The organism is Stutzerimonas sp., assembly GCF_982611455.1.
Window position 1 is genome coordinate 1 of the sequence record NZ_CEXBBO010000004.1, and the last position, 22,861, is coordinate 22,861.

The 22,861-nt window shown below is 59.2% G+C and carries 23 protein-coding genes; 11 read left to right on the forward strand and 12 right to left on the reverse strand.

Translation table 11 applies throughout. The annotated features are described in order from the left end of the window. Window positions 1-67: 67 nt before the first annotated feature. The 6 genes from msrQ to AC2LD7_RS03495 all read right to left on the reverse strand — a co-directional run bounded on the left by msrQ (window position 68) and on the right by AC2LD7_RS03495 (window position 6,012). Window positions 68-676: a protein-methionine-sulfoxide reductase heme-binding subunit MsrQ gene (gene msrQ / locus AC2LD7_RS03470; protein WP_484596465.1), complete on the reverse strand. Its 609-nt coding sequence runs from the start codon at window positions 674-676 to the stop codon at window positions 68-70. Continuing rightward, window positions 676-1,686, reverse strand: a complete 1,011-nt coding sequence (gene msrP, locus AC2LD7_RS03475) for a protein-methionine-sulfoxide reductase catalytic subunit MsrP (protein WP_484596466.1) — start codon at window positions 1,684-1,686, stop codon at window positions 676-678. Before msrP ends, msrQ begins: the two co-directional genes overlap by 1 nt. A 66-nt stretch (window positions 1,687-1,752) precedes the next feature. Beyond that, complete coding sequence (gene pssA, locus AC2LD7_RS03480; protein ID WP_484596467.1) at window positions 1,753-2,580, reverse strand: CDP-diacylglycerol--serine O-phosphatidyltransferase; 828 nt, start codon at window positions 2,578-2,580, stop codon at window positions 1,753-1,755. Between the two features lie 150 nt (window positions 2,581-2,730). Continuing rightward, window positions 2,731-3,747: a ketol-acid reductoisomerase gene (gene ilvC, locus AC2LD7_RS03485; RefSeq protein ID WP_484596468.1), complete on the reverse strand. Its 1,017-nt coding sequence runs from the start codon at window positions 3,745-3,747 to the stop codon at window positions 2,731-2,733. 46 nt (window positions 3,748-3,793) lie between these two features. Beyond that, entirely contained in the window at window positions 3,794-4,285 is a 492-nt protein-coding gene (ilvN, locus tag AC2LD7_RS03490; protein ID WP_131649991.1) for an acetolactate synthase small subunit, read from the reverse strand. A gap of 2 nt (window positions 4,286-4,287) precedes the next feature. Then, window positions 4,288-6,012 carry an acetolactate synthase 3 large subunit gene (locus AC2LD7_RS03495; protein ID WP_484596469.1) on the reverse strand — a complete coding sequence of 575 codons (1,725 nt, stop codon included), beginning with the start codon at window positions 6,010-6,012 and terminating at the stop codon, window positions 4,288-4,290. Between the two features lie 403 nt (window positions 6,013-6,415). On the opposite strand from AC2LD7_RS03495, the gene AC2LD7_RS03500 reads away from it, so the two are divergent. Continuing rightward, window positions 6,416-6,847 carry a DUF4124 domain-containing protein gene (locus AC2LD7_RS03500; protein WP_484596470.1) on the forward strand — a complete coding sequence of 144 codons (432 nt, stop codon included), beginning with the start codon at window positions 6,416-6,418 and terminating at the stop codon, window positions 6,845-6,847. 41 nt (window positions 6,848-6,888) lie between these two features. Here the strand turns inward: AC2LD7_RS03500 and AC2LD7_RS03505 are convergent, their stop codons facing one another. Genes AC2LD7_RS03505 through mrcB form a run of 3 tightly spaced genes read right to left on the reverse strand, consistent with a single transcriptional unit; the run spans window position 6,889 to window position 10,292 of the window. Continuing rightward, on the reverse strand, window positions 6,889-7,221 hold the full coding sequence (locus AC2LD7_RS03505; RefSeq protein ID WP_484596471.1) for a YqcC family protein: 333 nt from the start codon (window positions 7,219-7,221) through the stop codon (window positions 6,889-6,891). Continuing rightward, window positions 7,221-7,940: a tetratricopeptide repeat protein gene (locus AC2LD7_RS03510; protein ID WP_484596472.1), complete on the reverse strand. Its 720-nt coding sequence runs from the start codon at window positions 7,938-7,940 to the stop codon at window positions 7,221-7,223. Before AC2LD7_RS03510 ends, AC2LD7_RS03505 begins: the two co-directional genes overlap by 1 nt. 39 nt (window positions 7,941-7,979) lie before the next feature. Further along, a complete protein-coding gene (gene mrcB / locus AC2LD7_RS03515; RefSeq protein WP_484596473.1) occupies window positions 7,980-10,292 on the reverse strand; it encodes a penicillin-binding protein 1B in 2,313 nt (770 codons plus the stop codon). Window positions 10,293-10,444: 152 nt separating this feature from the next. Between mrcB and AC2LD7_RS03520 the strand changes: the two genes are divergently transcribed. The 4 genes from AC2LD7_RS03520 (at window position 10,445) to AC2LD7_RS03535 (ending at window position 14,096) form a co-directional block, all read left to right on the forward strand. Beyond that, a complete protein-coding gene (locus AC2LD7_RS03520; RefSeq protein WP_484596474.1) occupies window positions 10,445-12,007 on the forward strand; it encodes a bifunctional aminoglycoside phosphotransferase/ATP-binding protein in 1,563 nt (520 codons plus the stop codon). Between the two features lie 155 nt (window positions 12,008-12,162). Further along, window positions 12,163-12,915 (forward strand): class I SAM-dependent methyltransferase, encoded by a 753-nt coding sequence (locus tag AC2LD7_RS03525; RefSeq protein WP_484596475.1) that lies wholly within the window; start codon window positions 12,163-12,165, stop codon window positions 12,913-12,915. A 9-nt stretch (window positions 12,916-12,924) separates the two neighbouring features. Next, entirely contained in the window at window positions 12,925-13,197 is a 273-nt protein-coding gene (locus AC2LD7_RS03530) for a TfoX/Sxy family protein (protein ID WP_484596476.1), read from the forward strand. A 101-nt stretch (window positions 13,198-13,298) separates the two neighbouring features. Then, window positions 13,299-14,096, forward strand: coding sequence for a cyclic nucleotide-binding domain-containing protein (locus AC2LD7_RS03535; RefSeq protein ID WP_484596477.1), 798 nt, complete (start codon window positions 13,299-13,301; stop codon window positions 14,094-14,096). Window positions 14,097-14,319: 223 nt separating this feature from the next. Here AC2LD7_RS03535 and AC2LD7_RS03540 read toward each other — a convergent pair whose 3' ends face one another. The 3 genes from AC2LD7_RS03540 to AC2LD7_RS03550 are packed head-to-tail and all read right to left on the reverse strand — an operon-like array spanning window position 14,320 to window position 17,024. Beyond that, window positions 14,320-15,210: a ChaN family lipoprotein gene (locus tag AC2LD7_RS03540; RefSeq protein ID WP_484596478.1), complete on the reverse strand. Its 891-nt coding sequence runs from the start codon at window positions 15,208-15,210 to the stop codon at window positions 14,320-14,322. 9 nt (window positions 15,211-15,219) lie between these two features. Then, window positions 15,220-15,987 carry a heme ABC transporter ATP-binding protein gene (locus AC2LD7_RS03545; RefSeq protein WP_484596479.1) on the reverse strand — a complete coding sequence of 256 codons (768 nt, stop codon included), beginning with the start codon at window positions 15,985-15,987 and terminating at the stop codon, window positions 15,220-15,222. Next, window positions 15,987-17,024, reverse strand: a complete 1,038-nt coding sequence (locus AC2LD7_RS03550) for a FecCD family ABC transporter permease (protein WP_484596480.1) — start codon at window positions 17,022-17,024, stop codon at window positions 15,987-15,989. The genes AC2LD7_RS03545 and AC2LD7_RS03550 overlap by 1 nt, the downstream gene beginning before the upstream one ends. Before the next feature lie 148 nt (window positions 17,025-17,172). Between AC2LD7_RS03550 and AC2LD7_RS03555 the strand changes: the two genes are divergently transcribed. The 6 genes from AC2LD7_RS03555 to prmA all read left to right on the forward strand — a co-directional run bounded on the left by AC2LD7_RS03555 (window position 17,173) and on the right by prmA (window position 22,840). Then, the gene (locus AC2LD7_RS03555) at window positions 17,173-17,496 is read left to right on the forward strand and encodes a Rieske (2Fe-2S) protein (RefSeq protein ID WP_484596481.1); all 324 of its coding nucleotides are present in this window, start codon (window positions 17,173-17,175) and stop codon (window positions 17,494-17,496) included. Between the two features lie 71 nt (window positions 17,497-17,567). After that, window positions 17,568-19,346, forward strand: coding sequence for a protein-disulfide reductase DsbD (locus AC2LD7_RS03560; protein ID WP_484596482.1), 1,779 nt, complete (start codon window positions 17,568-17,570; stop codon window positions 19,344-19,346). A 151-nt stretch (window positions 19,347-19,497) separates the two neighbouring features. Beyond that, complete coding sequence (gene aroQ / locus AC2LD7_RS03565; protein WP_158187567.1) at window positions 19,498-19,941, forward strand: type II 3-dehydroquinate dehydratase; 444 nt, start codon at window positions 19,498-19,500, stop codon at window positions 19,939-19,941. A gap of 82 nt (window positions 19,942-20,023) precedes the next feature. Next, a complete protein-coding gene (gene accB / locus AC2LD7_RS03570; protein WP_484596483.1) occupies window positions 20,024-20,482 on the forward strand; it encodes an acetyl-CoA carboxylase biotin carboxyl carrier protein in 459 nt (152 codons plus the stop codon). Window positions 20,483-20,499: 17 nt separating this feature from the next. After that, entirely contained in the window at window positions 20,500-21,849 is a 1,350-nt protein-coding gene (accC, locus tag AC2LD7_RS03575; protein ID WP_484596484.1) for an acetyl-CoA carboxylase biotin carboxylase subunit, read from the forward strand. A 109-nt stretch (window positions 21,850-21,958) separates the two neighbouring features. Further along, window positions 21,959-22,840: a 50S ribosomal protein L11 methyltransferase gene (prmA, locus tag AC2LD7_RS03580; RefSeq protein WP_484596485.1), complete on the forward strand. Its 882-nt coding sequence runs from the start codon at window positions 21,959-21,961 to the stop codon at window positions 22,838-22,840. Window positions 22,841-22,861: the final 21 nt, after the last annotated feature.

Below are 22,861 nucleotides of genomic sequence, written 5' to 3' on the forward strand. Positions count from 1 at the left end.
CGCCGGAGAAGGTGCGCATTATAAGCACTCAGAACATCACGTCAACGGTTGTTTTCAGCTTTTTCAATCAACGAGCCGCGCTCGCCCTACCACGGCTGGCGAGCTTTCTTTCTATGAATGGCAGTCGCACCAATAGCAACGCAGCCGCTATCGTGGCGTAGAGCGCCCACCGTCCAGCATCGGCTCGCACGACCCACAACATGTGCAGCAGCACAATCAGAAGCACTGGATAAACAATTCGATGCAGCTTCTTCCAGCGCTTGCCCAGCTTACGCATGCTCCAACGGGTAGACGTAGCGGCAAGGGCAAGCAATCCAAGCAGCGCGATCGCACCTACCGCTATATATGGGCGATCAACAAGTTCTTCCGTGAAACCGGTGAAATCGAGCCCTAGCAAGAAATAAAGATAAGCCGTGAGATGCATCACCGCATAGCTGAAAGACCAAAGCCCAAACTGGCGGCGGAAAGCGATCCATCCTGCCCAAGCTGTGAGTCTTTGCAAAGGCGTCATCGAAAGTGAGCACAGCAGCAAGACCAAAGCGCCCTGACCCAAGTTATCCACCAACACCTTGCCAGGATCAGGACCTAACGCGGCGATAGCCCCCAAATACATCCAGTAGCAGGGGACACTTGCTACTGCCAGGAAAAGAAACAGCCTCCACCATGGGTACCGCATCAATAGTCCTTGCTCAGATCCATGCCGGCGTACAGGCTCGAAACTTCATCGGCGTAACCATTGAATGGAAGCGTCTCTCTAACGTTGGGACTGAACAGACTGCCAGGCAGCCGACGCTCTCTCGCCTGGGACCACCGAGGATGGGAGACGTCCGGATTGACATTGGCATAGAAGCCATATTCCTGAGGCGCCATTGTCTGCCAGGTCGTTGCCGGCTGTTCACGAACGAAACTGATGCGCACAATGGATTTGATGCTCTTGAAACCGTACTTCCACGGGACAATCAGCCGAAGGGGCGCCCCATTCTGGTTTGGAAGGATGCGACCGTACATGCCAACAACCATCAGGCTTAGCGGGTGCATCGCCTCGTCCATTCTCAGCCCTTCGACATAGGGCCAGTCGATAAGGGAAAACCCGGTACGCATGCCAGGCATCTGCTCGGGTCGAGCCAGCGTCTCGAAACGGACGTATTTCGCACTGGAGGTTGGCTCCAGGCGGCGAATCAGGTCAGCCAGCGGAAAGCCCAGCCATGGGATGACCATCGACCACGCCTCGACACAGCGCAAGCGATAGATGCGCTCCTCGAGCCGGGTAGGAGCAAACAGATCCTCGACCGAGTAGCGTCCCGGATTCGTCACCTCACCATCGACCACGACGGTCCAAGGGTCGGTCACGAGCCTGGGTGCATGAGCTGCCGGATCCCCCTTATCCGGGCCGAATTCGTAGAAATTATTGTAGTGAGTCGCATCGCGGTAAGGCGTGACAGCTTCACCCTCAGCAACAGAGGCCTCCCATCGCGCTTGATTGAGCTTGTCATCAAACCACCCAGGGGCATCAGCGGCATCTACGCCCTCGTAACGCCCATTGTCCGCATGTGCCACCAACGGAAGGCCCGTGGAGGCAAAAGACAGCGCAGCTCCCTGCAACAGCTGTCGACGATTCAGATAAAGCGCTTCGGGAATTACCTCTGATTCACGGCAATCGCTGCGACGGGGGATTTTTATAAGCATGAGAGGAGCTCCGCTGCCTAAGGCCTGGGCCCTCCAATAGACAGCGGATCACTGTAGAAATCAACTTTAAACACGCTTGCGGCGACGCATCAAAAACTGCACGGGGCCTGAAACGGCATAGGCAAGGAAGATTAAAAGCAGAATGCGAGGAGGATCGCTGAACACTACGGCGAAAACCAAGACCACTACAAGGATCGCAACGAATGGCACCCGACCTTTGAGATCGAGATCCTTGAAGCTGTAGTACTTGATGTTGCTGACCATCAACAAACCTGCTGCCGCCACTAGCAGTGCAAACAGCATTACCACCGCAAAGGGGAGATCCACGCCTCGAATGCCCGGCTCGTCCAGCGCCCAGACCGCCCACACCGAACCGGCAACTACACCAGCCGCCGCAGGACTAGCCAGACCTATAAACCAACGCTTGTCGACCTTACCGATCTGGGTGTTGAAACGCGCAAGACGCAACGCAGCACAGGCGACATAAATGAACGCCACGGTCAGCCCTACGTTACCCAAGCCGGACAGCGCCCATTCGTATGCCAACACGGCGGGCGCCAGGCCAAAGGCAACCATATCGGACAGCGAATCGTATTCGGCACCGAACGCGCTCTGGGTATTGGTCAGCCGCGCCACTCGCCCGTCGAGGCTGTCCAATACCATCGCCACGAATACCGTGGCGGCAGCGACATAAAAATTACCGTTGATTGCGGCAATTATGCAGAAGAAACCGGCGAACAGATTGGCGGTGGTAAAAAGGTTTGGGAGCAGGTAGATACCACGGTGGCGAACTTTACGACCCTCGGAATCCTGGATTTCTTCGACGTGCTCGTCGATGGGCAGCAGGCTTTCCGGCTCGGCTGGCTTGTTCGGCTCTTCGGGATGCTCACTCATGCAAATTCACCTTACAGCAGGTTTGAATAATTTCGACAGACCCTGGCACAACGGGTTCACCTGGGCGCCAGCATCGGTTTATATCAGATGCCCCACAGGCATAACGAAAAAACGCGGCCTAGGCCGCGTTCTTTTCAAGCAGAACCAGTATCAGTTCTTACTCTTGTCGACAATCTTGTTGGCAGAGATCCACGGCATCATGGAGCGCAACTTTTCACCGACTACTTCGATGCCATGGGCAGCGTTGTTGCGGCGATAGGCTGTCATCGACGGATAGTTGGCTGCGCCTTCGGTGATGAACATCTTGGCGTACTCGCCGTCCTGGATGCGCTTCAGCGCATTGCGCATTGCGGCACGGGACTCGGCGTTGATCACTTCCGGACCGGTGACGTACTCGCCGTATTCGGCGTTGTTGGAGATCGAGTAGTTCATGTTGGCGATACCGCCTTCGAACATCAGATCCACGATGAGCTTCAGCTCGTGCAGGCACTCGAAATAGGCCATTTCTGGCGCATAGCCAGCTTCAACCAGCGTTTCGAAACCAGCCTTGACCAGCTCGACGCAACCACCACACAGAACGGCCTGCTCACCGAACAGGTCGGTTTCGGTTTCGTCCTTGAAAGTGGTTTCGATGATACCGGTGCGGCCACCACCAACACCCGAGGCATAAGACAGGGCAACGTTCTTGGCATTGCCGGACGCATCCTGGTAAATCGCGATCAGGTCGGGAATACCACCGCCCTTGACGAACTCGGAGCGCACTGTATGACCTGGCGCCTTCGGCGCGATCATGATCACGTCCAGATCAGCACGGGGCACGACCTGGTTGTAATGGATCGAGAAACCATGAGCGAAGGCCAGCGTGGCGCCTTTTTTCAGGTTCGGCTCGATCTCGTCACGGTACAGACGGCCCTGGAATTCGTCAGGCGTGAGGATCATCACCACATCAGCCGCAGCAACTGCAGTTGCAACATTGTCGACTTTAAGACCATGGGCCTCGGCCTTGGCAACTGACGAGGAGCCAGCACGCAGGCCGACAGTCACGTCGACACCGGAATCTTTCAGGTTGCAGGCATGCGCATGGCCCTGCGAGCCATACCCAATGATCGCGACCTTCTTACCCTGGATGATGGAAAGGTCACAATCTTTGTCGTAGAAAACTTTCATTGAATTACCCCTGTTACTGGCCGTTCGGGCCATTCGATAAAACGAGTTAGATGCTCAGCACTTTGTCGCCGCGGGAAATCCCGGTGACGCCGCTGCGCACGACCTCCAGAATCGATGTGGTACCGATGGCCTGGATGAAACTGTCCAGCTTGTCGGTCGTACCGGCCAACTGGATGGTGTAAACGTTTGATGTCACGTCGACGATCTGTCCACGAAAAATATCGGTAGTGCGTTTGACCTCGGCACGCTGCGCGCCGGTAGCCTTCACCTTGATGAGCATCAGTTCGCGCTCGATATGCGCGCTTTCAGACAGATCCACCAGCTTGACCACCTCGATCAGCTTGTTGAGATTCTTGGTGATCTGCTCGATTACCTCTTCGTGGCCCACGGTGGTCAAGGTCAGTCGCGACAGGGTCGGATCTTCGGTCGGCGCAACGGTGAGACTCTCGATGTTGTAGTTGCGCTGCGAGAACAGGCCAACCACGCGGGACAACGCACCTGGCTCGTTTTCCATCAGCAGAGAAATGATGTGTCTCATGATCAGGTCCGCTCCGTCTTGCTGAGCCACATGTCACGCATGGCACCATCTTTGATCTGCATTGGATAAACGTGCTCGCTGGTATCAACGGCGATATCAAGGAACACGAGCCGGTCCTTCATGGCGAAGGCCTCTTCCATCTTCGGCTTGAGATCCTTCAGGTCAGTGATGCGCATACCTACATGCCCATAAGCTTCGACCAGCTTGACGAAGTCCGGCAGCGATTCCATATAAGAGTGCGAGTAGCGGCTGCTATACATCATGTCCTGCCACTGGCGGACCATGCCCAGCGCACCATTGTTGAGGTTGATGATTTTCACCGGAAGGTCGTACTGCAGGCAGGTCGACAATTCCTGAATATTCATCTGGATGCTGCCTTCGCCAGTAACACAGGCAACGTCAGCCTCTGGGAAATTCAACTTTGCCCCCATGGCCGCCGGGAAACCGAAGCCCATGGTGCCCAGACCGCCAGAATTGAGCCAGCGGTTAGGCTTGTCGAACCTATAGTACTGAGACGCGAACATCTGATGCTGACCAACATCCGAGGCCACATAAGCGTCGCCCTTGGTTACCTCGCATAGCGTTTCGATAACCGCCTGCGGCTTGATGATAACGCCGTCACCCTTGTCATACGGGAACAGGCCACGGCTTCCACGCCATTCCTCGATCTGCTTCCACCAGCTGGCGACGGTCTCGGCGTTCGGCGCCTGGCCGATTTCCTTGACGATGGCAACCATCTCGGTGAGCACGCTGTCCACCGGACCTACGATCGGTATATCAGCTTTGATCGTCTTGGAGATGGACGCCGGATCGATATCGATATGAATGATCTTTGCGTTCGGGCAGAACTTGGTCGCACCGTTGATCACGCGATCATCGAAACGCGCGCCGACCGCGAGAATCGTATCGGAGTGATGCATTGCCAAATTAGCGGTATAGCTGCCGTGCATACCGAGCATGCCGACGAACTGACGGTCGCTGCCCGGATAGCAACCAAGCCCCATCAAGGTGTTGGTCACTGGCAGGTTGAGCATCTTCGCCAGCTCGGTCAGCTGCGCCGAGGCGCCGCCCATGACCACGCCGCCACCGGCATAGATGATTGGCCGCTTGGCTGACAGCAGCAACTCCGCCGCCTTGCGGATCTGTCCAGAATGACCGCGCAGCGCCGGACTGTAAGAGCGCAGTTTGGCTTTCTTCGGGTAAACGTATTCGAATTTTTCGGCCGGGTTGGTCATATCCTTCGGGATATCGATGACAACCGGTCCAGGGCGGCCAGATTCAGCGAGATAGAACGCTTTTTTCATCACTTCGGGGATTTCCGAAGGATGCTTGATCATGAAGCTGTGTTTCACGATGGGCCGGGAGATACCGATCATGTCGGTTTCCTGGAAGGCATCGGTGCCGACCATGTTGCTGGCCACCTGGCCAGAGATCACCACCATTGGAATCGAATCCATATAAGCGGTGGCAATGCCAGTGATCGCGTTGGTCGCACCAGGGCCAGACGTCACCAGCACGACACCGGCCTTGCCGGTGGCGCGGGCGTAACCGTCAGCCATGTGAGTAGCGGCTTGCTCGTGACGTACGAGGATGTGCGTCACTTCCTTTTCCTTGAACAGCGCATCGTAGATGTGCAGCAAGGCGCCGCCCGGATACCCGTAGATGTACTTAACGCCCTCGTCGCGCAAGAAGCGGACGACCATTTCAGCGCCGGATAAAAGTTCCACGTTGTTCACCTCTAAAACGCCAGATAGCCGCTCCGCGTCGGGCCGGCCAGAAATAGGTTTACTGCCAGGCAGCGCATGAGCGACGGTGGTCGCCGACTACGTCAGCTGCTGATTAGCAAGTATTAGGAAAACCCCTAAAGTGTTGCGGGGCGTTCCTCCCAGCGCGAGGTAACGCGTTGCGGGTGTTACAGTCGGCGCGGGTGTGCACCTCATGATTGACTGAAAAGGCGCGCTTGCGACGGCCTCTCAGAACAGCAAGCATGGAATTGTTCGGATTAGACCCAGCCAAGTCAAGTCTGCTGTTGTCCTTCAACTGTTTTCAGCTGTGATCCAGCGCAGAATGAAGGCAAACGGCTTTTGCGTATAGTACCGGCTTGGTTTTGCACCCACAGAAGGGATTAGCATGCGTTTGACGATTTTCGCGGGCGGGCTGTTGCTTGCGTTGAGCAGCAGTGTCATGGCCAGTCAGGTTTATAAATGGGTGGATGCACAAGGGGTCACCCACTTCGGCGCACAACCGCCGCAAGGTCAGTCCGCCGAGGTACTCAACACCGCCACGCCGCCACCCAAACCTATCGCGACGGAGTCGGTCGAGCCCGAACCGACGGACGGATCCGAGCAGCGCAGCATTGATCGCAAGGTAAAGCAGCAGGTGGCCGAGCAGGAAGCAGAACGCCAGCGCTACTGCACAGCACTACGAACCAATCTGGCACAACTGCAGAACAATCCACGAGTGCGCGTGGAAAAAGAAGGAGAAATGCGGCGCCTGAACGAAGAGGAACGCCAAACGCGCATCGGCGAAACCAAACAGAAAATCGCCGACACGTGTAACTGATGCGTATCGGACACAAAGTCAGTTTCGCGGACTGACGCGCATCATGCGTCGCCGCGGCTGATCAGCACATCGAACGTCTCCAGCGCCTTGAGCAGACCGGCTACTTGCTGCGGTCGATCCTGATAGACCATTTCCGCCATCGGCAAAACCCCCGAAACGGCCGGCAGTGCCTCACCACGTTCCAGAATGAACTTCATTCTCGGCAAGAATATCCACTGTAACCATTGATCGAACGACAAGGTATCGACGCAGAACGGCTCTTGACTGGCCAAAGCCTGCGGATCCGGTGGCGATGATGCCCATACGCCAAGCAAACGCAGCTCTCGCTCTATCAGCAATAGCTGTTCGGCCAGTTTCGGAACGCGTTGACCCATCACATCGAGACCTTCGCTCGTTCACGAGCCTGCGCGGCGCCTGCGGCGTTACCCTGCTGCTCGCGTGCCTGCGCGATCAACTCCCACAGACTCGCCTGCAACGCCGGACGGTCACTGGCATAGCTCAAGCCCCGCCGAGACAGCTGTTCAGCCTGCACCGTATCCCCCTGAGCAAGGCGCACCTGAGCCAGGCGGTACAGCACCTGCGGCTCGCGCGGCGCAATACGCTGGGCACGCTCAAGGCTGGACGCCGCACCGTTCAGGTCACCTCCACCCTGTTGCTGCTGAGCCGTGGTCAATAGCGCCAGCACCGGTCCGTCAAGCTGCTCGTCCGCGGATAGCGTTCCACTGCTGGAAGGGATACCACTGGGCATCGGCTGGCGCGGCGTCGAGCCTGGCGTCGGTTGCACCGGCGGGGTCCACTGTCCAGGCGCATCGGAAACCGGGCCTGAAGAGCCGGAGAAGGTGACGTCCGGCGCAGCGAAAGTTTGCAAGGGTTCAGCATTCTGCTGCGGCACCATGACCATCACACCAGACGCCGCGGGCGACGGACGCGTCGTCGGCGCAGGCGAGCTGGCGGTGCGAGAAGATTGCCGCGCCGACACTTCTTCGGAAACCGGCGCTCCCGAATCGACGACAGGTATCGCGCCCCGCTCAACCGTCGCACAGCCCTGCACCAGCGCAGCGGCCGCCAGAACCGTTATCCATTGCTTGTTCAATATTCGAACCTCTTAAAATTCCATTCAACTGCTACCGTCTTAGGGCAACCAGCCGCGAACCCAGTCCATGACTGATTCAGCCGGCGCACGAATTCCGCAACCAGAACCCAGCGCAGGCTCGCTGCCGCGAATATAGGGAATCTGCACGGCGTCAGGGCAATTCTCCAACGTACCCTGCCCGGTCTGCGCATCCACCCAGACCATCTCGACATTGTCCGGCATTGGCGATTGCAACGGCAGCGGATCGGCACGACGCATGAAATCCGCCCAAACCTGCAATGCTCCGGTGGCCCCGGTCAGCGAAGTCTTGCCATTATCATCACGACCCAGCCAAACCACAGCCAGCAAGTCCTGACTGAACCCGGCGAACCAGCTATCGCGTGAATCATTGGTGGTGCCAGTCTTACCTGCCAACGCTAATGACTTTGGCAGGTAATTGTAGGCCGAGCGTCCTGTGCCTTCGAGCATGGTGCGCTGCATGGCGTATTGAGTCAGATAGATAGCTCCGGCATCGAAACGCTGTTGAATCTTGAAGGGGTATCGACTGAGCGGCTCGCCGTCGGCAGCGACGACACTGCGAATGGCTCGAAGCGGTGTATTGAAACCACCATTGGCGAGTGTCTGATACATATCCGCCACCTCGATAGGCCGCAACCCGCCAGCCCCCAACAGCATCGAGGGATAAGCTGGCCACTCTGGTGAAACACCCAATCGTTCAAGTGTTTTCAGCACGTGAGGCACACCCAAATCAAGGCCAAGGCGAGCCGTGGACAGATTGTAGGAATGAGCCAATGCCTGATAGAGATACACGGTTCCATGAGCGGTACGCCCATAGTTCTGCGGCTTCCATACTTGCCCATCGGCACCCTTGACTGAAAACGCTTCGTCTTCCAAGAGACTGGTCAGGGTGTACTGACTGGGCTTCTCCAAAGCGGCGAGATAAATAGCCGGCTTGATCAGTGAGCCGATGGGCCTGGACGCATCCAATGCACGGTTGAAACCAGCGAAGCCTGGCTGCCGGCCGCCGAGCATCGCTTGAATCTCGCCGGTCTCGGGGTTGGTAACCAGCATCGCCCCTTCGACCTTTTCCGCCGCTTTGCCGAGGCGCTTCAGCGTCTCGCTCATCGACTTCTCGGCCTTGAGCTGCAGAATCGGATCGAAGCTGGTAAAGACCCGCAGACCCTCTTCCGTCAAGTCTTCCTCGCGGTAATCCTCACGCAACTGGCGCTTGACCAAGTCAAGGAATGCCGGATACGAGCTGTCGGCAAGACTGCCCCGCTGTGTCACGCCAAGCGGTGCGTTCCGCGCCGCTGCTGCTTCCTCAGGGCTCAGAACTTGCTGCTCGGCTAACAGGTCCAGAATAAGATTGCGACGCTCCAATGCCCGCTCCGGATGGCGCCGAGGGTTGTAGTAAGTCGGCCCCTTGACCATGCCTACCAGCAGCGCAACATGCTGCACTTTCAGTTCGGCTAGCGGCCGGCCAAAGAAATACTGGCTGGCCAAGCCGAAACCATGAATGGCTCTGCGGCCATCCTGACCGAGAAATACCTCGTTGAGGTAGGCCTCGAGAATTTCCTCTTTGTCGTAATGCAACTCCAGTAAAGCCGCCATCATCGCCTCAATGGCCTTTCGGCTGAGGCTGCGCTCGTTGGTCAGGTAGAAGTTCTTGACCAACTGCTGGGTCAGCGTGCTGCCGCCCTGGCGAACCTCGCCGGCGGTCAGGTTCACCCAGACGGCACGTGCGATGGACTTGGGCGAAACGCCGAAATGATCGAAGAACTCCCGGTCTTCGACGGCGACCAGTGTTTCCACTAGATAAGGCGGCGCCTGGTCGAGCTTGATGAGAATACGGTCTTCGTTATGCACCGGATAAAGCCCGCCGATCGTTAGCGGTTCGAGGCGCGCAACCGGGATTTCGCCGCCATCGGCACGGGCGAGGCCGGCAACGAAGTCGCCGGAGAAACGCACTCTGATGCGCTGCGACTCTTCGGCGCCCTCATAGAACCGGAATCCGCGCGTATGCATCTCCACGGCATTGCCAGCCACCGAAATGCTGCCGGGACCGCTTACCGTCTTTTCGCGACGATAACCCAACGCACCAAGCTCAGTCAGGAAGTCGTCCTTGGCGAGCTTCTGCCCGACGAACAATTCAAGCGGCCTCGCGTAGACCGTTGCCGGAATGGTCCAGCGCTTGCCAGAGAACTTCTCCTGCACCACCGCGTCGAGGTAAACGGCTACACCGGCGAGTATCACCAGAGCCACAATGGATAGTTTGATAACCCAGCCCAACCAGGGACGGGAGCCACCGAAACGGCGTTTCGAACGAGAACGAGGGGAGCGTGCTTTAGTCATGGCGGCGCATTATACGCACTTTGATTTGTCCGCAAGACGGCCTCTTGGCGGTTTGCAGGCCTACCGAGGAACGACATAATGGAGCGCTCAGCCTGTGTGAACTGTGTCCCAATGTGCTCACACATCCACCCAACAACCTACAAGGAATGACCGTGAGCCAAGCATTGATCGCCGCGTTGCAGAATCCGACCCTTTACCCTCACCCGGTCGAGGGCTTTAAGATCATCGAAACCCATATTTCCTGGGTGATTCTTACCGGCACCTACGCCTACAAGATGAAGAAGCCTGTGGATTTCGGCTTCCTCAACTTTACCGATCTGGCTGCTCGCAAGCATTTCTGTGAGGAGGAGCTACGCCTGAATCAGCGCATGGCGCCTGACCTGTACTTGCAAGTCCTGCCGATCACCGGCAGCGTCGACGTGCCGGTGATCGGCGGCAGCGGTGAGCCGATCGAGTACATGCTGCAAATGCGCGAGTTTCCGCAGACTCAACTGATGGCTGAAGTGCAAGCTCGCGGCGAACTGACCGATGCCCATATCGACGCCCTGGCCGAGCAGATCGCCCAGTTCCACCTGAGCGTTCCCCAAGTGGCCGCCGGGCACGCTCTGAACAGCGCAGAAGCAATCGTCGCGCCGATGCGACAGAACTTCGAACAGATTCGCCCGTTGCTGACAGAGCAGGCCGATGTGCAGCAGCTCGATGCGTTGGCCGACTGGACCGAAACGAGCATCGCCCGCCTGCAGCCGCTGTTGGAGCAGCGTTCCCAGCACGGTTTCATCCGTGAATGCCACGGCGATCTGCACCTGGGCAACGCCACGATCATCGAAGACAAGGTGGTACTGTTCGATTGCATCGAGTTCAACGAGCCCTTCCGTCTGATCGATATCGCCTGCGACGCAGCATTCCTCGCGATGGATCTGGAAGATCGAGGACTGAAATGCCAGGCGCGGCGCTTTATCAACGGCTGGCTGGAATACACCGGCGATTACGCCGCACTCGATCTACTCAATCTGTACAAAGCCTATCGCGCGCTGGTTCGCGCCAAGGTCAATCTGTTCCGGCTGTATCAGGAACAGGACGCCGTTCAACGTCGGGTCATCCTGCGTCAGTACCGCAGCTACGCCAATCTAGCCGAAAGTTACAGTGCGATTCCGTCTCGCTTCCTGGCCATCACCCATGGCGTCTCGGCGGTGGGCAAAAGCCAAGTCGCGCTACGCCTGGTCGAGGCGCTGGGTGCGCTCAGGCTGCGTTCGGATGTCGAACGCAAGCGGCTGCACGGCGAACAGCCGCAAGCACAATCCGGCGAACTGGCTGCCGGCATCTACAGTGCCGAAGCTGGCGAAGCCACTTATCAGCGTTTGCATACGCTGGCCGAGGCGGCACTGAACGCAGGCTTCTCGGTAGTGATCGATGCGACCTACCTCAAGCAACAGCACCGCCAAGCAGCCTGGCAGGTCGCTGAATCCACCGGCGTGCCGTTCCTGATCCTCGACTGCGAGGCTCCCGACGCAGTCATTGAACAATGGCTTGCACAACGACAGGCCGAAGGCGGCGATCCATCCGACGCCACTATGGAGGTGGTCAAGGCGCAGCAGGCGACACGCGAGTCGCTGACCGAAAGCGAACAACTGCTCAGTCGGCAGGTCGATACGCCCGATGCAGGCAGCCTCGACAGCTTGGTCAGCGCGATTCGCCAGCGGCTTCCCGGGCTCTAACTCGAAGATTAGCGTCGTCGCGCCGAATGCGGCGGGCAACGATCAGGCACCGCTACGGGCAGAACCCGGCGGTGCTTCTATACTTGCGCAGGTCTGCCTGCGGAAATTGACCATGCCCCACTGCGTCCTGCCATTTTTGCCGCCGGATCGTCGCCATGGGTGATAGCGTCCAGCTTTTCTCGATCCGCTCCGACGCGTACGCCCAGTTCCGGCCAACTTACCCGGACAGCCTGTTCCGCTGGCTCGCTACGCAATGCCCGCAACCCCGCTGCGCGCTCGACATCGCCGCCGGTAGCGGCCAGGCGACTCTTCCTTTATTAGCCCACTTCGACACTGTACTCGCCTGCGATGCCAGCCCTGACCAGTTGCTCAGTGGCACGGCCTGGCAATCGGTACAACGTTTCGTTGCTCGGGCAGAGCAACTGCCACTGCGCGATGGCTTGGTTGACCTGATCGTGGTCGCCCAGGCGCTGCACTGGTTCGCTACTCCGGCGTTCTTTGCAGAAGCGACGCGAGCGCTCACCCCGGATGGTCTGTTCTGCGCGTGGTGCTACAGCTTGCTGCGTATCGAGCCCACAGTAGACGCCGTCATTGCTCGGCTACATAGCGAAACGCTCCGCGGCTACTGGCCGCAAGGACGTGCCAGCGTCGATGCCGGCTATCGCGACATTCAGATGCCGTTCGGAACCATCGAACCGCCGGTTTTCGCCATCGAGGCTTATTGGAATCTACCCCAGCTGCTCGGCTACCTGCGCACATGGTCGGCAGTGAGGCAGTGGCAGCAAGCTCACGGCAAAGATCCGGTGACCCAGCTGGAATCCGAGCTCGCGCGGCTGTGGGGCTATCCGGAGCGACAGCGTAAAGTTCGCTGGCCGCTTCACATCCTCGCCGGCTATCCAGGCCAATAGGAGCCAATCATGCACGACGAGCTGCTTACCTTGAAGAACCTGGGCAAGACATCCGCGCAATGGCTGCATGCCTCAGGCATCCACACAGCCGATGATCTGCGCCGGCTCGGTGCGGTCAGCGCCTATCAGGCGGTCAAATCACGAGGATTCAGTGCATCCCGAGTGTTGCTGTACGCGATTGAAGGAGCTCTACGTGACACCAACTGGAAAGAACTGCCAGACACCCTCAAGAGCGAGCTGAACCAGCATCTGAATAGTTGTCACAGCGGCAACAAGAGCTAGCTCACAACCTCTACGTGGCGCGATTTACTCCCTAGACCTGCGGCCTTATTGTCAGCGCGCGCATCGCTCAACCTTTGCAAGCTGGCTCAAGGATTACCGTCATGTATCTACTCGGGGAACAACCGGCCTACGCCGATCGACTGATCAACCGCCTGCAAGGGATCCCCGCCCAGCTATTGGAAGGCCTTGCACCCTCCGGCTCCGCTATCGAAGTCAAGTGTTCCGATGATTTGAGCGGCGAGCTGCCCGAGCAGCAATTGTTCGTCATCGAGAGCGGGCTACTGCACGCGCTGGTAGACGAGAGGCCACTGTTTTACATGCAGGAAGGCGACATTCTCGGCCTCCGCCAGGGCATCGAGTTGCCGGTCTGTCGTTATCGAAGTGAGGAGTCGATTCGTCTGGTCCCCTACTCGCGCAGTGCGGTATTCCAACATATTCATGCGGATCAGCGTCGACAGGAACTCTTTACCCAATATCTGATTGGCCAGACGGCCCTGCTGTCCGACGCGCTCGCTCGGCTGAAGCAGCCCGAGATTCATCCGACGACGGGTTTCCAGCACTTCGCGGCCGGTGAGGAACTGATCCGCCAAGGCGACGATGCAGATAATGTCTTCATCATCATCGAAGGGCACGCAGAAGCGATTGTCGACGGGCAAAAGGTCGGCGACGTGCAGCGCGATGAAATTTTCGGCGCGATGGCCGTTTTCACCCGTGAGAAGCGCAGTGCGACCGTCATCGCCACCGCGGCTTGTACCGTCATGGTGATACCTAAGGATCAGTTTCTCAGTCTGATGCAGAGCAACCCGAAAATTGCCCACAGCCTGATAGAGAGCATGGCCAGACGCATCGACCTACTGAACAAGGAAGTTACCCAGCTGCGGTTGCCGCTCACCGCTTGAGTTCGGATCGAGCACAAATGCGGTCAGAAAGTTTTATTTCCGACAGCTGTTGACTATGAAATGAGAATTGTTATTATTAGCACCACTGGTCGCGAGATCAGTCGGTAAGCTGGAAGGCCAGGCAGTCGGACTTTCAGGTTATCTCCTCATCAGGCTAATCACGGTTTTGACCCGGCTCTTGCCGGGTCTTTTTTTGCCTGACAAAAGCGGCTCCGTACTCATCTTACTTCCGGTTTCTGGCCTTTTCGCGAAGTGGACCACAAGAGTCCTGCCGCGGCTGGGCCGGTGTAAACCAGACGAAATCGGCTTGTTTCGCCCCCACCGTTTCCCCGGCCTCGGCAAGCATCAATACACGTGCGTCGGACGCTCCTCCGCGCTTGAGATGCAAAGTCACCCCGAGGTCACGCCGAACATGAAAGGCGCCGGCCAGCAATAATGCGGGCTTCGGCGCTGCGTCCAGTTGCTGAGCCATTCGGCGGTCACGTTGCTGCTGCACGGCAAGCATTGCCGGCAGCTGCGCTTCGGGCAGCATGTCGCAATGAGAGACGCGGATCTGTTCCAGCAATGCCGCCTGCACACGTGTCGCAGCGGCGATGCCGGTCAGCTGCGGCTTGTTGCGGTAGATGGCTGATATTTCCGCACGATCAAGGTTCGCCTGCAGTAGCGGATAAGACTGTGTCAGAGCGTACTCGACTAGTGGCGCGTACAGCTCCCACTTCCAACCGCTTTGCCATCCCAACGCCGCTGGCAGGTCCGCTGGCCGCTGCCCTTGCGCAATCGAGCTCTGTACGCGCGCAACCTCTTCCTGCTGATCAGGGTTGAGCATTTCCAATAACACGCTGCCCTGCTCGCGCCGTTGTGCCAACGCTTGAAGCAGCCAGCGCTGCAGGGCGTGATGGTCAGGATTGTCATGGCGTTCGCCAACCAGGACTCGATCGGCATCGGCCAGCTCATCTAATAGCTGTTGCGGCGAAAGCCGCTCGCCGCTACGCAGATCAACGATCTGACCCAGATCCAGATGATCTCGGTTCTCGGGGCCCTGCCAAGCCGGCAACGGCTGCATCGATTGGCACGCAGTGAGCAGGATCACAGCGACGGGCAACAGGAATCGCATCAGCACTCCTCAGCGGGCGATGACAAGCGGGTGACCACGCTCTGGGTGCTGCTGGATCAGCACCTCGAGGCCGAATACGGACTTCAGCGGTTCGGCACGCAGTACCTGTTCCGGCGTACCGCTTAACCGGGCACGGCCGTCGGCGAGCAGCAACAGGCGATCACAATAACGCGCGGCAAGATTCAAATCGTGCAGGATCACCAGCACCGCGCCGCCCTGCTCGGCAAAGCGCCCTACAGACTGCAGAATGCCGTGTTGGTGCGCCGGGTCGAGCATGGCGGTGGGCTCGTCGAGCAGCAGCACCTGACCCGTGCCTCCCGGCCATAGTTGCGCCAGCACTCTCGCCAAATGCACGCGCTGTTGCTCGCCGCCGGACAGCGTCAGGTAGCTACGCCGGGCCAGATGCTGCGCGTCCGCAGCGTGCAATGCGGCGGCAACGATCTGGCTATCGAGCTCCCAGCCGCTGGCATGGGGCAATCGACCGAGGCCGACGACGTCCTCCACCAGGAATCCAAAGCTCAGGCTCGAACTCTGCGGCAGCACCGCCAAACAGCGCGCGCGCTCAGGGCCATCCCAGGCGTGCAGCGGTTTTTGACGCAGCAATACCTGTCCGGTAGCGACCGCCAGCTCGCCACTCAGCGCCCCGAGCAAGGTGCTTTTGCCGGCACCGTTGGGCCCCAGCACACCCAACACCTCGCCAGGCGCCAGTTGGAGATCAATGCCGTGGAGCACCGTCGTGGCACCGCGGCGCACCGAAATCCCCTGGGCTTGGAGCATCAGCGGCGCCCTCGCAGCAACAGGTATAGAAAGAAGGGGGCGCCTAGCAAAGCGGTAACGATACCGATCGGCAGCTCGACGGGCGCGAGCATGAGCCGCGCCAGCAGATCAGCCAGCAGTAGCAGACTGCCGCCCGCCATCGCCGAAGCCGGCAGCAATAAGCGGTGATCGGGCCCGACCACCAGGCGCATCAGATGAGGGACTACCAACCCGACGAAGCCGATCATGCCGGCTGCTGCCACTGCCGCGCCGACGCCCAGCGCCGTGCAGAACACCAGCTCGCGCTTGAGCCGCTCGACCTCGAATCCCAAATGACGCGCCTCGGACTCGCCAAGCAACAGTGCATTCAGCGCTTGGGCTCGCCGCGGCAACCAGAACGCGACCGCCACCGTCACCAGCAGAAGCGGCCAAAGCCGTGCATAGCTGGCACCGTTGAGGCTGCCCAGGTTCCAGAACGTCAAAGTGCGCAGCGTGGCGTCATCGGCAAAGTAGGTAAAAAGCCCGATCGCCGCGCCAGCCAGGGCAGTCAGCGCAATGCCGGCTAGCAGCATCGTGGCGACATGCGTGCGCCCATCGCGACGCCCGAGACGATACACCAGCGCGGTGACGCCGAGGCCGCCGATGAAAGCGCTCAGCGACAGCAGATAGGGCTCCAGTAACGGCGAGATACCACCCACCAGCTCACCGCCGACAATGGCCACGGCAGCACCCAGCGCAGCACCACTGGAGACTCCGATCAATCCCGGGTCCGCCAGTGGATTACGAAACAGCCCTTGCATGGCGACGCCGGACAACGCGAGTACCGCGCCAACGGCCACCCCGAGCAAAGCGCGCGGCAAACGTATTTGCCCGACGATGAGCTCGGCCTGTCCGACGCCCTCACCCGCAAGCGGAATGCCAAGCACGCGAAGCATGGCATCCAGGGTTTCGTCGAATGACAGACTGACCGGCCCCAATGCCAGCGATAGCCAGAAGGCAAGCAGCCCCAACAGGCTCAGCGAAAGGAACAAAGGGCGTGCGGATAGCGCAGGGCTCATCAATAGCGTCGCCAGTCGGGAAGTTGGAGTCGGAAGTCGACGCGAAGAATAAAAGCCATCCCACGGGTTCGCCAGCACTAATCCATACAGCCCCTGCACCAAACGAGATCGCCTAAGCGATAATCCCGGTTCGACAGTGGAGGGCAACATGATCCGATTGTGCGCCGCGAGCGACGTCGCGGAAGGCCAGAGCAAGGGCCTGGATATAAATGATCAACGCCTGCTTGCCGTGCGCAAGGACGGCGCCCTATATGTCTACGAAAATCGCTGCCCGCATCGCGGGATTCCACTGGAGTGGCAGCCCGACCAGTTTCTCGACAGCAGTGGTAGCCTCATCCAGTGCGCCACACATGGCGCGCTGTTTCTGATCGATAGCGGCGAATGCGTTGCCGGCCCCTGCGCTGGCCAGGCGTTGCGTGCGCTAACCATTGTCGAACACGACGGCATAATCTGGTTACAGAACGCGCGCTAGTGCGACGTTGCGCCCGGGCGACGATTCGCCACCTTGGGTATCATGCCGCCACTGCTATCTGTGAGATGACCATGCGCCGTTTGCTGAGTCTGCTGATCCTGCTGTTCGCCCTGCCTGCCACCGCCGGCCTGTTCGATAGTCGTCCCAGCGCCACCTTGGGCGGGCTGAACAACAGCGCAGACTTTCTTCCGGTACGCGAAGCGTTCCGCCTGAGCCTGATAGGTGCGGCGCCCGAGCAGATCAAACTGCGCTTCATCGCCGCGGAAGGTTATTACCTCTACCGACACCGATTTGAGTTCAAGGCCAGCGACACGGGTGTGGTCATCGGCGAAGCGACTCTGCCTGCAGGCAAGCAGAAGACCGACGATTATTTCGGCGAGGTCGAGGTGTACTACGGGGTGCTAGACGTCGAGCTGCCGGTGCAAAAACCCGACAACCGACCGTTCAAGCTCCAGGTCACTTACCAGGGTTGTGCCGACAAAGGCCTGTGTTATCCGCCGGAAACGGAGTCGCTGGATATCGGCGGCACGCCAGCCCCCGCCGCTTCAAATTCCGATGCCGCCAGCGCTGACAGCGATAGCGGCGCATTATCATGGCGCTCGGTCGCGCTGTTCTTTCTAGCCGGACTAGGTCTGACCTTCACGCCTTGCGTGTTGCCAATGCTGCCGATCCTCTCCGGCGTGGTACTGCGTGGGCAGACCGGAGGCATGCGTAGCTTCCTCTTGTCGCTCGCCTACGTATTGCCAATGGCCGGCGGCTTCGCCCTGCTGGGCGCACTGATGGGCGTGTTCGGCGCCGAGCTGAATTTGCAGGCACGCCTTCAATCGCCTTGGATTCTGGTGCCCTTCGCACTGTTCTTCGTGGCTTTTGCCCTGGCCATGTTCGGCCTCTTCGAGTTGCGCCTGCCACAGGCATTGAATAGTCGTCTCGATCGCCTGGCGGGGAATGCAAAAGGTGGTTCGTTCATGGGCGCCGCGCTACTGGGCATCTTGTCCAGCCTGCTGGTCTCGCCTTGTGTATCCGCTCCGCTGGCCGGCGCGCTGCTCTACATCAGCGCCAGCGGCGATGCACTGGGCGGCGGCCTGAAGCTTTTCGCTCTGGGTCTGGGCATGGGCGCGCCGCTGATTCTGTTTGCCACGGGCGGCGGCGCGCTACTGCCTAAGAGTGGCACCTGGATGGTTTCTGTACGTAATGCCTTCGGTGTGCTCCTGCTAGCGGTTGCGGTATGGATGCTTGAGCGTGTATTGCCAGGATCGCTGGCCTTGGCGCTATGGGGCTTGTTGGCAGCCGGCACAGCGCTGTTTCTCGGAACGCTCGAATTCACCTCCAAGACGCCGCGACAGAAGCTCGCACAGCTGCTTGGCCTGGCACTGCTGGTCTACGCACTGGCAGCATGGATCGGCGCGCTGCAAGGCGGCTCCGATCCGCTGCGTCCGCTGCCACGCGCGGCGCTCGGTGCGGGGGCCGGCACGATCGCGGCCGACAGCTGGCACACCGTCTCCACCCCGGCGGAGCTCGACGCCCAGCTTGCCGCGGCCCGCGCGGCCGGACAGCCGCTGATGCTCGACTGGTATGCCGACTGGTGCATCAGCTGCAAGGTGATCGAACGCGAGGTGTTTGCCGCCCCGGAAATCGCGTCACGCCTCGTTGACTACCGCCTGATCCGCTTCGATATCACCGACAGCAACCCGGAACAACGCGCATTGCTCGACCGCTACAAACTCTTCGGTCCGCCCGCGATTCTGTTCTTCGATCGCACCGGCCGGGAAATGGAAGACGTACGCGTCGTCGGTGAAATCAACGCGAGCCAGTTCGCTGAACGGATGAACCGCGCCGACGCGTCTCTGTAGAAAAGCTCCTTGCCGCAATCTCCAGCCATAATGCGGCCATTTACGCCGATCGGGACATGACTGGACAGTCAGCCCCCCCTTCGTGCATAGTTTTCCCCCGCTGCATAACGCCGCTGATGGTGCTGTGCGGACAGAACAACAAGGAATACTCATGGCGACGTTTCTGGTCCTTCACGGCCCGAATCTGAATATGCTCGGCACCCGCGAACCCGGCGTCTACGGCGCGGTTACGCTGGCGCAGATCAACCAGGACCTCGAGCAGCGGGCCCGCGATGCCGGTCATCACCTGTTGCATCTGCAATCCAATGCCGAGTACGAACTCATCGAGCGAATCCATGCTGCGCGTAGCGAAGGTGTGGACTTCATTCTGATCAATCCTGCCGCCTTCACGCATACGAGCGTCGCGTTACGTGACGCGCTGCTGGCAGTGAGCATCCCATTCATCGAAGTGCACCTTTCAAACGTGCACAAACGTGAACCTTTCCGCCATCACTCCTATTTTTCCGATGTTGCGGTAGGGGTGATCTGCGGCCTTGGCGCCAGCGGCTACCGCCTGGCATTGGAGGCTGCCTTGGAACAACTCGCTGCTTCCTGACAGGACCGCGCACGGCAAACGTGCCCGACCTCGAAGAAGCGAGCAGCAATGCCCTTTGAACTTACTTGGGAGTCACCGCTTCATGGATATTCGCAAAGTCAAAAAGCTGATCGAACTGCTGGAAGAGTCCGGTATCGACGAACTGGAAATTCACGAGGGCGAAGAGTCCGTACGTATCAGCCGCCACAGTAAGCAGGTGGCGATGCAGCAACCCTACTATGCCCAGGCGCCGATGCCCGCACCGGCAGCCGCTCCGGCCGCTGCAGCGCCCGCCGCCGATGCTACCCCGGCACAGCCTAAGCTCAACGGCACCGTGGTTCGCTCGCCGATGGTCGGCACCTTCTATCGCGCTTCCTCGCCGGAATCGGCCAACTTCGTTGAAGTCGGCCAGAGCGTCAAGAAAGGCGACATCCTCTGCATCGTCGAAGCCATGAAGATGATGAACCACATCGAGGCCGAAACCAGCGGCACCATCGAATCCATCCTGGTGGAGAATGGTCAGCCGGTCGAATACGACCAGCCGCTGTTCACCATCGTTTGAACCGCGGAGAGCCAGCGATGTTGGAAAAAGTACTAATCGCCAACCGCGGTGAAATCGCCCTGCGGATATTGCGAGCCTGCAAAGAGCTGGGAATCAAGACCGTCGCGGTGCATTCAACCGCCGACCGGGAACTTATGCATCTGGCCCTGGCAGACGAGTCGGTCTGCATCGGCCCGGCCCTTGCGACCAACTCCTACCTGCACATCCCGGCGATCATCGCCGCAGCGGAAGTGACCGGGGCCACGGCGATTCACCCGGGCTACGGCTTCCTTGCCGAAAACGCCGACTTCGCCGAACAGGTGGAAAAATCCGGCTTTGCCTTCGTTGGACCGAAAGCCGAAACCATTCGCCTGATGGGCGACAAGGTCTCGGCCAAGAATGCAATGATCAAAGCAGGCGTGCCCGTGGTGCCCGGTTCCGACGGCCCGCTTCCAGAAGACGAGACCGAAGCCCTGCGCATCGCCCGTGAAGTCGGCTATCCAGTGATCATCAAGGCCGCCGGTGGCGGTGGTGGTCGCGGCATGCGCGTGGTCCACCAGGAAGAAGACCTGATCAAGTCGGCCAAGCTGACCCGCACTGAGGCTGGCGCGGCGTTCGGCAACCCGATGGTCTATCTGGAAAAGTTCCTCGGCAATCCACGTCACGTGGAAGTCCAGGTGCTATCTGATGGCCAGGGCAACGCGATTCACCTGGGTGATCGAGACTGTTCGTTGCAGCGCCGTCACCAGAAAGTCCTGGAAGAAGCACCAGCTCCTTATATCGATGAAAAAGCGCGTGCCGAAGTGCTCAAGCGCTGCACCGACGCCTGCGTCGAGATCGGTTACCGTGGCGCCGGCACTTTCGAGTTCCTTTACGAAGACGGTCGCTTCTATTTCATCGAGATGAACACCCGCGTGCAGGTGGAACATCCGGTGACGGAAATGGTGACTGGCGTGGATATCGTCAAGGAGATGCTCAGCATCGCTGCCGGCAACAAGCTGTCGATCAAGCAGGAAGATGTAGTCATTCGCGGTCACTCGCTGGAGTGCCGTATCAACGCCGAAGACCCGTCGAATTTCCTGCCCAGCCCAGGCAAGGTCAAGCATTTCCATGCACCGGGCGGCAACGGCGTACGCGTCGATTCGCACCTGTATAGCGGTTATTCGGTACCACCGAACTACGACTCGCTGATCGGCAAGCTGATCACCTACGGCGCCACGCGTGAAGAAGCCATGGTGCGCATGCGCAATGCGCTGGACGAAATCGTCGTCGATGGCATCAAGACCAACATCCCGCTGCACCGGGACTTGGTTCGCGACGAAGGTTTCTGCAAGGGCGGTGTGAATATCCATTACCTGGAAAAGAAGCTGGGTATGGATAAGCACTGACACCATTAGAAAACGATAGAAGCGCTGAAGGCTGGAAGTCGAACGAAAAGCGGGTATCGCCGCCGTCTCGTTCAGCTTCCAGCCTTCAGCCGTTTTTAACGAGGTTTTTATGTCCTGGTTACAACTTCGTCTCGCTATCGCTCCAGAACAGGCGCAAACCCTAGAAGATGCGCTGCTGGGCGTGGGTGCGGTATCGGTGACCTTCATGGATGCCGAGGACCAGCCCATATTCGAGCCGGACCTTGGCACCACGCCGCTGTGGTCGCACACCCATCTGCTGGCACTGTTCGAAGCCGACGTCGACGAAAGCAATTTGCTCGCGCATCTGCAACTACTGACCGGCGGCGAACTGCCCGAGTATCAATTAGAGCGCATCGAGGACCAAGACTGGGAACGTAGCTGGATGGACAACTTCCACCCGATGCGCTTTGGTCAACGCCTATGGATCGTGCCTAGCTGGCACGCTGCTCCCGAACCAAAAGCGGTGAACCTGCTGCTCGACCCCGGCCTCGCCTTCGGTACGGGCACCCACCCCACTACCGCGCTATGCCTGGAATGGCTGGATGGGCAACGATTGACCGGCATGCAGGTGCTCGATTTTGGTTGTGGCTCAGGAATCCTCGCCATTGCCGCACTGCTCCTAGGCGCCGAGAAAGCGATCGGTACCGATATCGATATCCAGGCCATCGAAGCATCACGCGACAATGCCGGGCGCAACGGCATCGACCCGGCGCGATTCCCACTGTACCTGCCCGAACAACTACCCGATGGTCAGGCCGACGTCGTGGTAGCCAACATCCTTGCCGGCCCACTGGTGGCGCTGGCGCCGCAGATCACCGAGCGGGTCAAACCCGGTGGACGCCTGGCTCTGTCCGGGATTCTTGCCGAACAGGCCGAAGAAGTCCGCGCCGCCTACGCCGAGCAATTCGATCTTGACCCCACTGCAGACAGGGAGGGTTGGGTGCGAATCACCGGTATTCGAAGGCCCTGAACCACGCGATCGTTCGATGTT

Bases quoted from the DNA above. Each gene is read 5' to 3' on its own strand.
- msrQ (WP_484596465.1), bottom strand. From the start codon at position 676: ATGCGGTACCCATGGTGGAGGCTGTTTCTTTTCCTGGCAGTAGCAAGT.
- msrP (WP_484596466.1), bottom strand. From the start codon at position 1,686: ATGCTTATAAAAATCCCCCGTCGCAGCGATTGCCGTGAATCAGAGGTA.
- pssA (WP_484596467.1), bottom strand. From the start codon at position 2,580: ATGAGTGAGCATCCCGAAGAGCCGAACAAGCCAGCCGAGCCGGAAAGC.
- ilvC (WP_484596468.1), bottom strand. From the start codon at position 3,747: ATGAAAGTTTTCTACGACAAAGATTGTGACCTTTCCATCATCCAGGGT.
- ilvN (WP_131649991.1), bottom strand. From the start codon at position 4,285: ATGAGACACATCATTTCTCTGCTGATGGAAAACGAGCCAGGTGCGTTG.
- AC2LD7_RS03500 (WP_484596470.1), top strand. From the start codon at position 6,416: ATGCGTTTGACGATTTTCGCGGGCGGGCTGTTGCTTGCGTTGAGCAGC.
- AC2LD7_RS03505 (WP_484596471.1), bottom strand. From the start codon at position 7,221: ATGGGTCAACGCGTTCCGAAACTGGCCGAACAGCTATTGCTGATAGAG.
- mrcB (WP_484596473.1), bottom strand. From the start codon at position 10,292: ATGACTAAAGCACGCTCCCCTCGTTCTCGTTCGAAACGCCGTTTCGGT.
- AC2LD7_RS03525 (WP_484596475.1), top strand. From the start codon at position 12,163: ATGGGTGATAGCGTCCAGCTTTTCTCGATCCGCTCCGACGCGTACGCC.
- AC2LD7_RS03530 (WP_484596476.1), top strand. From the start codon at position 12,925: ATGCACGACGAGCTGCTTACCTTGAAGAACCTGGGCAAGACATCCGCG.
- AC2LD7_RS03535 (WP_484596477.1), top strand. From the start codon at position 13,299: ATGTATCTACTCGGGGAACAACCGGCCTACGCCGATCGACTGATCAAC.
- AC2LD7_RS03540 (WP_484596478.1), bottom strand. From the start codon at position 15,210: ATGCGATTCCTGTTGCCCGTCGCTGTGATCCTGCTCACTGCGTGCCAA.
- AC2LD7_RS03545 (WP_484596479.1), bottom strand. From the start codon at position 15,987: ATGCTCCAAGCCCAGGGGATTTCGGTGCGCCGCGGTGCCACGACGGTG.
- AC2LD7_RS03550 (WP_484596480.1), bottom strand. From the start codon at position 17,024: ATGAGCCCTGCGCTATCCGCACGCCCTTTGTTCCTTTCGCTGAGCCTG.
- AC2LD7_RS03555 (WP_484596481.1), top strand. From the start codon at position 17,173: ATGATCCGATTGTGCGCCGCGAGCGACGTCGCGGAAGGCCAGAGCAAG.
- AC2LD7_RS03560 (WP_484596482.1), top strand. From the start codon at position 17,568: ATGCGCCGTTTGCTGAGTCTGCTGATCCTGCTGTTCGCCCTGCCTGCC.
- aroQ (WP_158187567.1), top strand. From the start codon at position 19,498: ATGGCGACGTTTCTGGTCCTTCACGGCCCGAATCTGAATATGCTCGGC.
- accB (WP_484596483.1), top strand. From the start codon at position 20,024: ATGGATATTCGCAAAGTCAAAAAGCTGATCGAACTGCTGGAAGAGTCC.
- accC (WP_484596484.1), top strand. From the start codon at position 20,500: ATGTTGGAAAAAGTACTAATCGCCAACCGCGGTGAAATCGCCCTGCGG.
- prmA (WP_484596485.1), top strand. From the start codon at position 21,959: ATGTCCTGGTTACAACTTCGTCTCGCTATCGCTCCAGAACAGGCGCAA.